Genomic DNA, 14402 nt, shown 5'->3' on the forward strand with positions numbered 1-14402 from the left:
GCTGCACGGGCCCTGGGCGGACGATCCATCTTTCAAGACAAAGGTAAGGATGTCTTGTCATGCCGCTACTGCGACGGCGAGGATCCAGGTACGCCGAAGCTGGGGCTGAACACCCTCGGCCGGACGAACAGCGGCTGGCCAGTCGCCCTTCAACCGAACCCGACCCCGAAAGGTCCGCATGCGCACCGCCCGCTTCACCCTTGACCCCGCCTTCACGATCGGCGACGTCAACCCCCGCCTCTTCGGCTCCTTCGTGGAACACCTCGGCCGCTGCGTCTACACCGGCATCTTCGAACCCGGCCACCCCACCGCGGACGCGGAAGGCCTCCGCCAGGACGTCCTGGACCTGGTCCGCGAACTGGGCGTGGCGACCATCCGCTACCCCGGCGGCAACTTCGTCTCCGGCTACAAGTGGGAGGACTCGGTGGGCCCCGCCGAGACCCGCCCCCGCCGCCTCGACCTGGCCTGGCGCTCGACGGAGACCAACCGCTTCGGCCTCTCCGAGTACATCGCGTTCCTGAGGAAGCTGGGCCCCCAGGCCGAACCGATGATGGCGATCAACCTCGGCACCCGGGGCGTGGCCGAGGCCCTGGAACTCCAGGAGTACGCCAACCACCCCTCCGGCACCGCCCTTTCGGAGCAGCGGATCGCCCACGGCGACAAGGACCCCTTCGGCATCCGCCTCTGGTGCCTCGGCAACGAGATGGACGGCCCCTGGCAGACGGGCCACAAGACCGCCGAGGAGTACGGCAGGGTCGCCGCCGAGACGGCCCGCGCGATGCGCCAGATCGACCCGGACGTCGAACTCGTCGCCTGCGGCTCCTCCAGCCAGTCCATGCCGACCTTCGCCGCGTGGGAGGCGACGGTCCTGGAGGAGACGTACGACCTCGTCGACCACATCTCCCTGCACGCCTACTACCAGCCCGAGGACGGCGACCTCGACTCCTTCCTCGCCTCCGCCGTCGACATGGAGTCCTTCATCGAGAACGTGGTCGCCACCTGCGACCACGTGGGTGCCCGGCTCAAGTCCGAGAAGAGGATCAACCTCTCCTTCGACGAGTGGAACGTCTGGTACATCTCCGAGTGGCACGAGATCGAGAACTCCGGCGTGCGGGACTGGGCGGAGGCACCCCGGCTCCTGGAGGACAACTACAGCGTCATGGACGCGGTGGTCTTCGGCTCGCTCCTGATCGCCCTGCTCCGGCACGCCGACCGCGTCACCGTCGCCTGCCTCGCCCAGCTCGTCAACGTCATCGCGCCGATCATGACCGAGCCGGGCGGCCCGGCCTGGCGGCAGACGACGTTCTTCCCGTTCGCGCAGGCCTCCCGGTACGGGCGGGGCCGGGTCCTGGACGTCCGCGTCGACTCCCCGAAGCACGAGACGAAGAAGTACGGCGAGGCCGACCTGCTGCACGCCACCGCCGTGCGCGGCGAGGACGGCTCGGTCACGGTGTTCGCCGTCAACCGCAGCCGCACCGAGTCGCTGCCCCTCCAGGTCGGCCTGAACGGGCTGGACCTGACCTCGGTCGTCGAGCACAGCGCGCTCGCGGACGCCGACCCGGACGCCCGCAACACGCTGGCCGACCCGGAGCGGGTGGCCCCGCACGGGGTCGACGGCACCACCCTCCAGGACGGCACGCTGACCGCCGTACTGGAGCCGCTGTCCTGGAACATGATCAGGCTCGCGTAGCGCCCGCGGGGCTATCGGCCGGGGGAGGCCACCGGTGACACCGGTACTCCTCCGGCCGCGCTCCCCAGCAGCGTCAGCCGGACGTCCTTCGGGCCCGCCGGTGTGGTGCCGTCGGACAGGACGGCCAGGGCGAGGGTGTTGGTGCCCCGGGTGCGGAGGATCCCGTTCGGCAGGGCGAAGGTGTGCTGCGGGCCCACGTCGTTGATGTACTGGCCCATGTTCCAGCCGTTGAGGAAGATCTGGACCCGGTAGGCGCGGGCCGGGTCGTCGTCCAGGACGAGGCCGATCGAGGCGTCGATGCCGGTGTCCACGGCCAGCCTGAAGGTGGTCCGGTACCAGGCCACGCCCTGCCGCTTGTCGGCGCGAGGGAGGGTCACCGCCTCCCAGCCGGTGTCGCCGTAGCCCGGAAGGTGCCAGCCCTCGCGTTCGCCGTACAGTCCGCCGTTGTTCTGCGGTCCGCGCACCGGGTCGGGTGCCGTCTCGCCCTGGAGGCGCCAACTCACCTTCGGGGAGGCGCCCTTGAAGGTCACCGCCGTCAGGCCGCGGGCGACCTTGTGGGTGTCGAGGGCCTTGCCGTCCTGGTCGTGCTGCATACGGCGCACCAGGACGGACAGGACGTGCGCACCGGTCGTGCGCACCTTCTCCGGGACCGCGAGGGTCGCCTTCGCGGCCCAACTGCCCTGCCGCACACTGCTGGTGGTCGGCACCGGCATCCGGTGGGTGCCGAGCGGTTCCCCGTCGAGCCAGGCCATCAGCAGGCCCTGGGTGCCGGTGCTGTAGGCGAGGGTCACCGACTCCAGGTCGTCGGTCGCGGCCGTGGTGAACCGGCCCCGGTACCAGACGTCGCCGTAGTGGAAGCCGTAGTCGTCCGCGAAGAGCAGTGGCTGCCCGGTGGGGATCGCGGTGGTGCTGAACGTCGACGTGCGGTTCGCCGCCGTCCACGTGGAGTCGTCGAAGGCGACGGCGGCCTCCTGGTTCTCCACCTTCCGGCGCCAGCCGTCGAGCGTGGGGAGCGGTACGGCGGGCACACCGGGCAGCAGGGCGTCCGGGTTCGAGCGCAGGCTGCCCGCGGTGGTGACGGTCGAGGGCACCGTCCGCCCGTTCCAGGTGACCTCGGTGAGACCGCGCGGTCCCCACACCTCCAGGCCGGTCTCGCCGATGGTGTCACCGGTGAGCTGGGCGGTCGTCCCGCTGATGGTCGCCCCGCGGAGCAGCGCGGGGCCGTAGACGAGCGCCGTGCCCGCTCCGGTCTCGTACGGCCACAGGCGTACGGAGCCGGCCTCGTCGGCGAAGACCAGGAGGAGGGGGTTGTCGACGCCGCCGCCCTGGACGAGGACGCGGGTCAGGCCGCCGATGCCGAGCGGGACGGTGACGTGCAGGAGGCCGCGGTCCCACACCCAGGCGGCCTGCTCGTCGAGCCGGGTCACCATCGGCTCGTCGGGGCACTCGACGACGGCGTGCGCCATCTCGCCGCGCGGCCCGGCGAACACGGCGATGTCCTGCCGGCCGGTGCTGATCGACATCATCGGCGTGACCGTCGAGTACCTCAGCCTGCGTCCGCCGAGCGCGAGTCGGGTGGCGATGAGGCGGGCGTCCTGGGCCGGGACGGTGACCTCGATGTCGTCGGTCGTGGTCGGCAGGGTCGACGTGACCGCCTTCGCCGAGTCGTTGCGCAGGACGTAGACGTGCGCGCCGGTGTCGGCGTTGGTGAGGTGGTAGACCTTCAGGCCGTCCGCCGTCACGTCCGCCGCCCGGTCCAGCTTGGCGAAGTCGGGCACCGTCCGCAGCAGATGGCCGAGCTGGTGCATCGGCACCAGCTTCGCGGTCGCGTTGCGGCCCTCGTCGAAGGCGGCGCCGTAGTCGTACGACGTGTAGACGACGGGCGCGGGCAGCCAGCCCCACGAGGTGCCGCCGAAGGTCATGTAGACGTTGTGGAGGGTGAGTCCGTTGGCGAGGTTGGTGAGGTAGAAGCGCCGCTCGTAGGCCGCGTCACGCGTCCGGCGCGACTCCGCGTACCCCTTCCCGCCGAACCAGGACCCGCCCCACGGATCGAACCAGCCGCCTCCGAACTCGGGCACGAAACCGGGGGTCTTGGGGCTGGCGGTGGCCCCGCCCTTGGCCCCTCCCGCTCCGAAGTGCCCCCAGTCCGCCGGGAGTTGGGACGGTGAGGGATATCCGTCGAAGCCGTACAGCCAACCGCCCGTGTCCGCGCCGGTGTCGAAGGACCCCGGGGTCCAGTAGCCGTTGCGTCCCTTGTCGTTGTGGAACAGGGGGACGTCGATGCCGTCGGCGCGCACCTTCCTGTACAGGTGGGACATGTAGTCGCGGCCGGCCGGCTCGGTGACGTGGGCGTCGTACTCGTTCTCGATCTGGTAGAGCAGGACCGTGCCCGTGCCCTGGGTGAACAGATGCCTGGAGACGATGGCGTCGACCTGGGTCAGCCACTCGTCGACGTGCGCCAGATAGGTCGGGTCCGCGGTGCGGGCCGTGCCCTTCGTGGCGACGAGCCAGCCGGGGAAGCCGCCCGCGTCGATCTCCGCGTTGATGTACGGGCCGGGGCGCAGGATGACGTAGAGCCCGGTCTCGGCGGCCATCCGCAGGAACAGGTCGAGGTCGCGGACGCCCGTGAAGTCGTAGTGGCCCTGGGCGGGGGAGTGGTAGTTCCAGGAGACGTAGATGCTCACCGCGTTGTAGCCGAAGGCGCGCATCTTCTGCAGGACGTCGCGCCACAGGGACGGGCTCGGCAGCCGGAAGGGGTGCATCTCGCCCGACCACAGGACCAGGCGCTTCCCGTCGACGATCAGGGAGTAGCGGTCGTAGCCGATCGTGTGGGTCCGCCCGTCCGCGGCCGGCGGCGCGGGCGGCGGGCCGGTGGGCACGACATGCGCGGCGTAGGCGTCACCGCTGCCGCCGCTGCCACCCCCCAGCGCGAATCCCAGCGCGGCCGTGCCCGCGAGGGTGCTGAAGGTACGCCTGCTCAGCTCCACTGGAAGCTCCTCCCGGGTCCGGTCCGTCGGCGGCACGTGCGAAGCCATTTTCCGTGGTGATCCCAGGAGGCCGTCGTGCGGGGCCATTCTCTATGCCGGAACGGCCCACAATGGACGCATGAGGATCTCGGCACGGGCGGATTACGCGGTACGGGCGGTTCTGGAGCTCGCCGTGCACGGTGACGACGGCCCGGTGAAGGCCGAGACCATCGCCACCACGCAGGACATCCCGCACAAGTTCCTGGAGGGAATCCTCGGCGATCTCCGGCGCGCCGGGATCGTCGACAGCCGGCGCGGCGGGGGCGGCGGCTACCGGCTGGCCCGCGCGGCGGACGCGATCACCGTCGCCGACGTCATCCGCGCGGTGGACGGCCCGATCGTCTCGGTCCGCGGCGAACGCCCCACCGGCCTCGCCTACACCGGCTCCGCCGAACCCCTCCTCCCGCTGTGGATCGCCCTGCGCGCCAACGTCCGCAGGATCCTGGAGGGCGTCACCGTCGCGGACATCGCGGCCGACGCGCTGCCGGAGCCGGTACGCGCGCTCGCCGAGGAACCGGCGGCCTGGGAGAACCCCTAGTTCGTGTGACCGGTCGTTCATCCGTGTCTCAGGTCGCCCTCAGATTCACCCTTTAGCGTCACCTCCCGTTCATCCCTACCCAACCGGTGGGGAAAGCCGGGAACGACGGGACGTACCGCATGCGCACGCTGATACTGCTCGCCCTCGCGGGCCTCGGGGCCCAGCTCGTGGACGGCAGCCTCGGTATGGCCTACGGGGTCACCTCGACGACGCTGCTGCTGGCCATGGGGACGAATCCGGCCGCCGCGTCCGCCACCGTCCATCTGTCCGAGATCGGTACGACGCTGATGTCCGGCGCCTCGCACTGGCGGTTCGGGAACGTCGACTGGAAGGTCGTCGTGCGGATCGGGGTGCCGGGCGCGATCGGGTCGTTCCTCGGGGCCACCGTGCTGTCGCGGCTCTCCACCGAGGTCGCCGAGCCGGTGATGTCGGTGATCCTGCTCGGGCTCGGGGTGTACGTCATGTCCCGGTTCACCTTCAGGGGGTTGCCGCAGGGGCAGCTCGGAAAGCCGTTGCGGAAGCGGTTCCTGGCGCCGCTCGGGCTGGTCGCCGGGTTCCTGGACGCGACCGGCGGAGGCGGCTGGGGGCCGGTCGGCACGCCCGCGCTGCTGGCCAGCGGGCGGCTGGAGCCGCGCAAGGTGATCGGGTCGGTCGACACCAGCGAGTTCCTGGTCGCGGTGGCCGCGAGCCTCGGCTTCCTCTTCTCGCTGGGGTCCCAGGGGCTCAGGTGGACCTGGGTGATCGCCTTTCTCCTCGGCGGGGTCGTGGCCGCACCGGTCGCCGCCTGGCTGGTACGGCTGGTGCCGCCCCGGGTGCTGGGCTCGGCCGTCGGCGGGATCATCGTCGTCACCAACGTCCGTACGCTCCTGAAGAGCGACTGGATCGGCGCGCCCGGCGCGCTGAGCGCCTCGGTCTACGTCGTGCTGTACGCGATGTGGGCGGCTGCCCTGGCGTACTCGGTCCGCGCCCATCGCCGGGAGCGGGCGTCGGCGGAACAGGCCGGGTCCGGGTCCGGGTCCGAGTCCGGCGCGGGGCGGCAGCCGGCCGGTGTCTGATCGGACGCGCTCCGCTCGGCCGGTGCCGCAGCTGAGGAATTCCGTCATGTGCGGCTGTGAAGCGGCTGCGGGCTGATGTGTCAACTCCCGCTTATTTCAACTGAGTTCATACACTGCGGAGACGGTGTGAAAGGCGCGTCTGTGAATGGCCTGAGTTCGCCCTGACCGCTCCGGGCGCGGCTTCCTACGATGCGAGCGCGCCGTCGGTCTTCACAGGAACTCCACTGTTTCCGCAAAGACTCGGGGCGCTGCCACCCCCCGAACCCAAGGAGAAACCATGCCTGGTGGGCTCCTCCTGAGCGGCGCCGTCGCCGCTCTTCTCACCACCGCGCTGCCCGCGCAGCACCCGTCCTCGCCCGTGTTCGACAACCCGCCCCCGGACAAGATCGTCATCAGCGTCGCCACGGTGAACGGCTCGGGCTGCCCGCAGGGCACCACCGCGGTCGCCGTCTCCGAGGACAACACCGCCTTCACGGTGACCTACAGCGACTACCTCGCCCAGGTCGGCGGCAACTCCGACCCCACGGCGTTCCGCAAGAACTGCCAGCTGAACCTGGTCGTCCACGTCCCGCAGGGCTTCACCTACGCCATCGCGAGCGCCGACTACCGGGGCTTCGCCTCGCTCCAGCGCGGCGCGAGCGGTGCGCAGAAGGCCTCGTACTACTTCCAGGGTTCGTCGAACACGGCGGCCAAGAACCACCCCTTCAACGGGCCCTACGACGACAACTGGCAGGCGAACGACACCACGGACGTGGCCCAACTGGTCTGGGCGCCCTGCGGAGTCCAGCGCAACTTCAACATCAACACGGAGCTGCGGGTCACCGCCGGCTCGTCGGCGCCCGGCAAGGTCAGCTTCATGACGATGGACTCGACGGACGGCGACATCAGCACCACCTACCACATGGCGTGGGAGACGTGTCCGGGCTCCTGAGGTGAGGTGATCCGGCGGAGGGGTGGCCCGTGTCGCACCGCGGGCCACCCCTGCGGTCAGCTCCGCCGGACGCCGAGGGTCAGGGTGCCCGTGTAGCCGGACGAGGTCGAACTGCCCAGCGCCGTCAGGGTCATGAGACCGGACGCGGCGCCCCCGTCGTCGTAGATCGAGTCCTGGGCGAGGGTGGTGCGGGTGACCGTGTTGGTCGAGTACGGGGAGATTCTGGCGACCGCGGTGGTGATCGTCTCGTCGATGAAGAGCTGGCCGGTGTGGAGTTCCCGGCCGCCGGTGAACGAGCCGTCCGAGGTGAGCGTGACGCCGGTGTGCACCTTGACGTGGAGGTGCACGCAGCGTCCCCGGTACCAACCCGGGTAGACGGTGGTGATGGCGGCGAGCCCCGCGGTGTTCGTGAGGACACCGCCGCGCAGGAAGGTGCCGTCGTCCGGTTCGCTGTGGCCGTTGTTGCCGACGTAGCCGGAGTACTCGCCGAGCGCGTCGCAGTGCCAGATCTCGACGAGCGCGCCGGGGATCGCGGCGCAGGTGCTGTCGTCCACGACGGTCAGGGCCAGTTTCAGCGGGATGCCGGCCTTGCCTTCGGTGACGTCGGCGCGGACCAGGGCGCCGTCGAGGTAGTAGGGGCCTTCGGTCATCTCCTCGGTGAGGGTGCAGACGGCCGCCGCGGCGGCGGGAGTCGATGCCGCGGCCTCGGTGGTGGTGGGGGACGGGGGAGCGGCGGCGCCCACGGCCAGTACGGCGGCGGTGGTGCCGGTGGCGATCAGGACGGTACGGCGTCCGACCGGGGTGGGGGTGGCTCCGTGTGTGTCTGTCATGGACACGGCACCGTAGAAAGGGAAGCTGTCGCCGGGCTGTGCGAACGGCAAAGTGACGGACCGTCAAGTCTTTTGCGGGGCACGCGCTTTCCCTCCGGTGGGGTCCGGTGGGATCCGGTGGGGGCTCGGGGCAGGCGGCGGCGGGGGCTCGCTGGGTCTCGCTCGGCGGGTGGTGCTTCAGGTTCGGCTCAGGTTCGTGCGGGACGTTGGCCCGTATGCACGGACACCGCCCCCGCACCCCCGAAGCCGACCGCAGCCGCCGCTGGTTCATGAACAGGGCGCTGCTCGCCGGCGGAGTCGCCGCCGTCGCGGCCATGACCGGCTGCTCCTCGGACGCCTCCGGCACGGCCACCGCGTCCTCGTCCTCCGGCGCCCCGTCGGGCGGCCCCGGCGGTGGCATGCCCTCCGGCGGGCCCGGGGGCGGCGGTATGGGGCCGGGGCAGGGCGAGGTCAAGTACGCCGACTTCAAAGGCGTTTCGACCGACGGCACGATCACCGGCGGGCTCTACCCGATCCACGCCACCGACGTGTCGACCGACGGGATCGTCAAGGCCGCGCAGGCCTTCCTCGACGGGCTCAGCGCCAAGGAGCGCACGTCCTGCACGTTCGACGTCGACGACGACGAGTGGCTGGCCTGGAGCAACGTCGACGGGTACCAGCGCAAGGGCGTGCGGATGGGGGACATCACCGGCGCCCAGCGGAACCTCGGATACGCGCTGCTCGGCGCCGCCCTCTCCGCCGACGGGCTCACCCGGACCCGCAACATCATGAAGCTCAACGCCTTCCTCGGCGACTACAGCGGCGGCAACCGGGACACCCTCACCGAGGGCGCCTACTTCTTCACCTTCATGGGCACGCCGTCCACCACCGAGCCGTGGGGCTTCCAGTACGAGGGCCATCACGTGGCCATCAACTACTTCGTGCTCGGCGACCAGGTCGTCATGACCCCGACCTTCATGGGGTCCGAACCGACCTCCGCCACCTACAAGGGCGAGAAGATCACCCTCTTCGGGCCCGAGACCGAGGCCGGCCTCACCCTCCTGCGCTCCCTCACCGCCGCCCAGCGCGCCAAGGTGATCTCCGGTGCCGAGAAGTCCGGCGACGACATGAAGGCGGGGGCGGGGCAGGACAACGCCGAACTCGCCCACCAGGGCCTGGCGGCCGAGGAGTTCAGCAGCACCCAGCGCCGGCACCTCCTCGACCTCGTGCGCGTCTACGTCGGCACCATGAACGACGGCCACGCCGAGGTGAGGATGGCGGAGGTCGAGGCCCACCTCGACGCGACCTACTTCTCCTGGACGGGCGGGACGAAGGACTCCTCCGCCTTCTACTACCGCGTGCACAGCCCGGTCGTCCTCATCGAGTACGACGCCCAGTCCCCGCTGGCCTACGGAACCGAGGGGGGAACGGGCGGGCCCGGCGGCACCCCCACCCAGCAGCACATCCACACCATCGTCCGCACCCCGAACGGCGGCGACTACGGCGTGGACCTGCTGAAGCTGCACCTCGACGACGACCACTGAGGACAGCGTCAACAGCCTGTGACATATGCCGAGTTGGCCCTTATGGGTTAAGAAGCCGCTTTCGATTGCTCATCTCCATGATCTGGCTGATATGAAACCCCTTGGCCGAAAAAGCAAGATCAGGGGTGGTTGTGGGGAAACGATTCGACTCCGGGGCGCGGACCGGGGTGGTGATCGTCGGGGCGGGCCCGGCGGGGCTCGTCCTGGGGAACCTGCTGCTGGACCAGGGCATCGACTGCGTGATCCTGGAGCGGCGCGGACGCGAGGCGGTGGAAGGCCGGGCCAGAGCGGGCTTCCTGGCCGCCCACTCCGTCCGCGTCCTCACCCGGCACGGCCTGGCGGACGGCCTGCTGGCCCGCGGCCACACCCACCGCACCTGCCTGTTCCGCAGCGACCGAGGTGAATTCACCCTCGACTACGGCGCGTTGGGGCGCGGCGACGTCCACACGGTCTACCCCCAGCAGGAGTTGGTGCGCGACCTCCTCGCCGCATACCTCCGGCGCGGCGGCGCGATCCGCTTCGACACCGAGGCCGAGGAGATCTCCGGGGGCCGGGTCCGCACCTCCGACGGCACGGACGTCGCCGGGCACTACGTCGCCGGGTGCGACGGACACCGGGGAGTCGCCCGCGCGACCATGGCGGCCCACGGCACGCGCACCGCCCGCTGGGACCACGGCGTGAGCTGGCTCGCGGTCCTGGCCGAGGCCCCGCCGAGCATGGAAGCCGTCGGCTACGCCCTGCACACACGGGGATTCGCCGGCCACATGGCCCGCACGGCGACCGTCACCCGCTACTACCTCCAGTGCCCGCGCGGCACCGATCCGGCCGACTGGAGCGAGGACCGGATCTGGACCGAGCTCGGCATCCGGCTCCGCGTCGACGAGTTCGGGCAGCTCAAGGACGGCCCGGTGCTGGAGAAAGCGGTCGTGGACCTGCGCTCCGACGTCCTCGACAGCCCCGGCGAGGGCCGGCTCTGGCTGGCGGGCGACGCGGCCGGACTCATCAGCCCCTCCGCCGCGAAGGGCGCCAACCTCGCCGTACTCCAGGCCGAACGCCTCGCGCAGGCCATGGCGGCGGCGCTGAAGCACGGCAACGGCAACGACCTCGACCGCTATGCCGCCGACTGCCTGCCCCGCGTCTGGCGGGCCCACGAGTTCTCGCACTGGATGAGCGGCCTGCTGCACGGCCCGTCCGCCGAGGACACCGAGCACCCCGTCGAGGCCCACGCCCGCTACGGCCGCGCGCTCCAGTACGCCCGCCTGGACAGCCTGCGGACCTCCCGCGCGCACCAGGACTTCTTCGCCGAGAACTACACCGGCATCTGACCGCGTCACCCCTCTCCCGTCTCCGTCCCCACGATTCACCGGGAACCCCTTCATGAACCTCCCCGTCGTACAGGCACGCCTCGCCGCGGCCGACGCCGCCCGCATCGAGCGCGCGGCGGCCTACGTCGAGACCCACGACACGGACCAGGTCTTGGCCGAACTCCTCCCGGCCCTCACCCCGGCCGAACGGGCCGACGTGGCACGGCACCTGGTCTTCGACCACACCGCCGTCCTGGTCTTCCCCGACACCCTCGACGGCCTCCGCGAGGAACTCCGCCGCCTCGGCTTCACGCCGGGCCAGGTCACCCCGAGCGTCGTCGTCCGCGACCGGCTGGCCCGCCGCCACGGCCCGGAACTCGCCGACGTCCCGGTGGGCATCGTGCACGTGGCGGTCGGCACCCGCAGCGTGGAGATCTTCGCGCTCCCCGTGCCCGCCGACTCGGCACTGGAGGCCGTGGCCGCCGACGAACGCGCGGCGGAACACGAGTCGCACCACGCCTTCGCGGTCACCGCCCCCGGCCCGGTGGTCCCCGCGGGGCTCAGGCTGCTGCTCCAGGAGCGCGGCGGCGCGGTCCCCGACGGCGGCGGCTACAACGGCCACGAGAACGTCACCGTCCTCTACCACCGCACGCCCGCCCACCACCGCTTCGAACTCCGCCTCCCCGGCCGCCACCTGCCCCTCCCCGACCCGACGACGGCCCTGCTCACCGTCATGACCGGCGCCTGGGCCACGCAAGCGGTCGCCACCATGGCCGAGTTGAACATCGCCGACCACCTGGCGGAGCACCCCGGCATGTCGGCGGCCCGACTGGCGGAACTCACCGGGACGCACCCGGACGCACTGCGCCGCCTCCTGCGCTACCTCACCGCCCTCGGCCTCCTGACGTCCGCCGAGGACACCTACCACCTCACGGCGGCGGGCCAACCCCTGTGCACGGCCACGGAGTTCAGCCTCCACCCGCTGGCCCGGCTCTACGCGGGCCCGTTCTACGACTCCTTCGCGGGCCTGACCCACTCCGTACGCACCGGCGAGGAGGCCTTCGCCCACCGCAACGGACAGCACCACTTCGCCCACTTCGCCGAACACCCCGAACTCGGCGACCTGTTCCACCGGTCGATGGCGGCCAGCGCCGAGATGTTCACGCCGGTCCCGGCACTGGTCGACTTCTCCGAGGCGCGGCGCGTGGTGGACGTCGGCGGCGGCAACGGCGCGCTGCTCGACCGGCTGCTCCGCGCCCACCCCCACCTGGAGGGCGTCCTCTACGAACGCCCCGGCGCCCTGGAGGCCGCCCGCACCCGGCTCGCCGAACGCTGCTCCTTCGTCGCCGGTGACTTCACCCGCTCCGTACCGGAGGGCGCGGACGTCTACCTGCTGTCCCGGGTCCTGCACGACTGGGACGACGAAAGCTGCCTGACGATCCTCCAGAACTGCGCGGAGGCGATGCGCCCGGGGGCCCGACTCCTGGTCGTGGAGCGCCTGTTGCCGACTCCGACGGCGGTCGCCTGGGACGTCCACATGCTGTGCAACGTGGGCGGGCGGGAACGCGACGAGGACCACTATCGGCGGCTGCTGGAGAAGGCGGGCTTCGCGGTGCTGACGAGTCACCCCCTGCCGCTGGGGGCGTCGCTCGTCAGCGCGGTGCGGGTGGCTCCCTGACCGGCCGGGCCGGCACCCGCGAAGCGGCCGCTAACCCGCCTGGCCCATCCCCGCGGCGTTGGGCCAGCTCTGGGCGTTGGGCCAGCCGGTCGCGGGCGCGGGGGCCAGGTTCTGCATGCCGTTGGGGCTGGTGGCGCCGCGTACCTGGGCGGCCGTGAGGCCGTTGCGGGCGGGCACGCCGGTGGGTGTCGGGCCCTGCGGCGGCATGGGTGCCGGGGCGGGGGCCGGGGCCGGGACGCCGTAGGGCTGCTGCTGTTGGGGCTGCTGCTGGGGTGCCTGCTGAGGCATCTGCATCGGCATGCCGACCCCGTTCGACGGGTGGTCGGTCATGCCGGTCATCGGCATCTGCTGGACCTGCGCGGAGGCCGCCATCGGCTGGAACTGCGTCTGGGGCTGCGGCGGTTGGGGCTGGGGCACCTGCATGGGCACCGGCTGCGGCGGCAGCTGCGCCGCCGCCGGTACGGGCATCGGCGCGGGCATCGGTGCGGGAGCGCCCGAGGTGCCCGTGCCGAGGGCCTGCGCGGCGAGGTTCTGCATCCCCGCGCCGTTCGTCGCGCCGACCAGACGGTCCACGGCCGCCGTACCCGAGCTGTAGTTGGTCCCTGTACCCAGCTCGGGTACGGCGGCTCCCCTCCTGGTCCCGTAGAGCACCTGTTCCAGGCCGGACACCAGGCGACGCACGTCCGTCTGGGGGCGCACCACGAGCCGCAGGAAGCGGCTGGACGAACCGATCTTGTTGCCGCACTCGCGGACGAGGATGCGGTGCTCGGTGAGCATCCGGTCCCGGACCACGGTTCCCTCGGCGCCGACGGGGAGGCGCACGAAGAGGAAGTTGCCCTGCGACGGATAGACCGTCAGACCGGGCAGCGCGGAGAGATGGCTCGCCATGTCGAGCCGGTCGCGGCGGACCTGCTGGAGGCTCTGCGCGTACTCCGCGCCGTGCTCCTTGAGGATGAACACCACGTGTTCCGCGAAGGCGTTGAGGTTCCACTTGGGCAGCATGCTGCGGATCCGGCCGGCCAGCGCGGGGTTGGCGACGAGGTAGCCGAACCGTATGCCGTGCAGGCCGAAGTTCTTGCCGAGACTGCGCAGGACGACCACGTTGGGGCGGATCATCGCCTCCTGCACGACGCTGGGCTCGACCTCCGCGTCGGCGAACTCCAGGAACGACTCGTCGATGACGATGAGGTCCAGGTCGGCCATCGAGTCCATGAACTGGACCAGCGCCTGCTTGTGGAGGAAGCCGCCGTCGGGGTTGTTCGGGTTGCAGATGACGGCGACCTTGGTGTTGCGCTTGCGGATGAACTCCGCGTACTGCGCCAGGTCGAGGGCGAAGCCGTTGGACTCCTGCAGCGGGAACATGTCGACCCGCTTGCCGGTCTCCATGGGCTGGTCGGTCCAGCGGCCGAAGGTGGGGACGGGGATGGCGAGGGACTCCCGGACCAGCAAGTGGTCGATCCAGGTGATCAGTTCGGTCGAACCGTTGCCCATCGCCACGCACTGCGGCGGAAGTTGGAGAAGGTTGCAGAGCTCGGCCGTGATCGTGTCGGCGCTGCTCGGGTAGTACGTGATGATCTCGCGCAGCCTGGCCGCCATCTCGTCGAACATGGCGGGAGTGGGGAAGTACGGGTTGCACGGAATACAGAAGTCCACCGGCCCGGTGCCGTCGCTCTCACGTGCCAACGCCGCCATCGACGGGCTGTGTGCCGCCGTACTGCGGAACAGCGAGGTGACGTTGGAGTCGGCCAATGGAACCTCCGTATGAAGGCGGGCCCGGCGGGGACGACCGGGCCCGTCGTCTTGGGTGGCCCGCGCGGGGGAGCACGG

The 14402-nt window shown here is 71.1% G+C and carries 10 protein-coding genes; 7 read left to right on the plus strand and 3 right to left on the minus strand.

Going from position 1 to position 14402, the window contains the following annotated elements; all coding sequences use genetic code 11:
- Positions 1-178 precede the first annotated feature (178 nt).
- Positions 179-1690: an alpha-N-arabinofuranosidase gene (locus ACIPTO_RS14140; RefSeq protein WP_401191617.1), complete on the plus strand. Its 1512-nt coding sequence runs from the start codon at positions 179-181 to the stop codon at positions 1688-1690.
- 11 nt (positions 1691-1701) lie between these two features.
- On the opposite strand, the gene ACIPTO_RS14145 is transcribed toward ACIPTO_RS14140, so the two are convergent.
- Positions 1702-4677, minus strand: a complete 2976-nt coding sequence (locus ACIPTO_RS14145; RefSeq protein ID WP_401191620.1) for a beta-galactosidase — start codon at positions 4675-4677, stop codon at positions 1702-1704.
- A 118-nt stretch (positions 4678-4795) separates the two neighbouring features.
- Here ACIPTO_RS14145 and ACIPTO_RS14150 point away from each other — a divergent pair, with 118 nt between their 5' ends.
- The 3 genes from ACIPTO_RS14150 to ACIPTO_RS14160 all read left to right on the plus strand — a co-directional run bounded on the left by ACIPTO_RS14150 (position 4796) and on the right by ACIPTO_RS14160 (position 7240).
- Entirely contained in the window at positions 4796-5254 is a 459-nt protein-coding gene (locus tag ACIPTO_RS14150; RefSeq protein WP_366313878.1) for an Rrf2 family transcriptional regulator, read from the plus strand.
- 119 nt (positions 5255-5373) lie between these two features.
- A complete protein-coding gene (locus tag ACIPTO_RS14155; RefSeq protein WP_401191622.1) occupies positions 5374-6309 on the plus strand; it encodes a sulfite exporter TauE/SafE family protein in 936 nt (311 codons plus the stop codon).
- Between the two features lie 277 nt (positions 6310-6586).
- On the plus strand, positions 6587-7240 hold the full coding sequence (locus tag ACIPTO_RS14160; RefSeq protein ID WP_366313882.1) for a DUF4360 domain-containing protein: 654 nt from the start codon (positions 6587-6589) through the stop codon (positions 7238-7240).
- A 56-nt stretch (positions 7241-7296) separates the two neighbouring features.
- Here ACIPTO_RS14160 and ACIPTO_RS14165 read toward each other — a convergent pair whose 3' ends face one another.
- On the minus strand, positions 7297-8070 hold the full coding sequence (locus tag ACIPTO_RS14165) for an intradiol ring-cleavage dioxygenase (protein WP_401191624.1): 774 nt from the start codon (positions 8068-8070) through the stop codon (positions 7297-7299).
- A 215-nt stretch (positions 8071-8285) separates the two neighbouring features.
- Between ACIPTO_RS14165 and ACIPTO_RS14170 the strand changes: the two genes are divergently transcribed.
- The 3 genes from ACIPTO_RS14170 (at position 8286) to ACIPTO_RS14180 (ending at position 12575) form a co-directional block, all read left to right on the plus strand.
- Positions 8286-9593: a DUF3500 domain-containing protein gene (locus tag ACIPTO_RS14170; protein WP_401191627.1), complete on the plus strand. Its 1308-nt coding sequence runs from the start codon at positions 8286-8288 to the stop codon at positions 9591-9593.
- A gap of 131 nt (positions 9594-9724) precedes the next feature.
- Positions 9725-10918, plus strand: coding sequence for a 4-hydroxybenzoate 3-monooxygenase (locus tag ACIPTO_RS14175; protein WP_401191630.1), 1194 nt, complete (start codon positions 9725-9727; stop codon positions 10916-10918).
- Positions 10919-10970: 52 nt separating this feature from the next.
- Positions 10971-12575 (plus strand): methyltransferase, encoded by a 1605-nt coding sequence (locus ACIPTO_RS14180; protein ID WP_401191632.1) that lies wholly within the window; start codon positions 10971-10973, stop codon positions 12573-12575.
- Positions 12576-12605: 30 nt separating this feature from the next.
- On the opposite strand, the gene ACIPTO_RS14185 is transcribed toward ACIPTO_RS14180, so the two are convergent.
- Positions 12606-14324, minus strand: coding sequence for a pyridoxal phosphate-dependent aminotransferase (locus tag ACIPTO_RS14185; RefSeq protein WP_401191634.1), 1719 nt, complete (start codon positions 14322-14324; stop codon positions 12606-12608).
- Between the last annotated feature and the right edge of the window lie 78 nt (positions 14325-14402).

This window comes from Streptomyces sp. NPDC090083 (assembly GCF_044747445.1).
Taxonomy (GTDB): Bacteria; Actinomycetota; Actinomycetes; order Streptomycetales; family Streptomycetaceae; genus Streptomyces.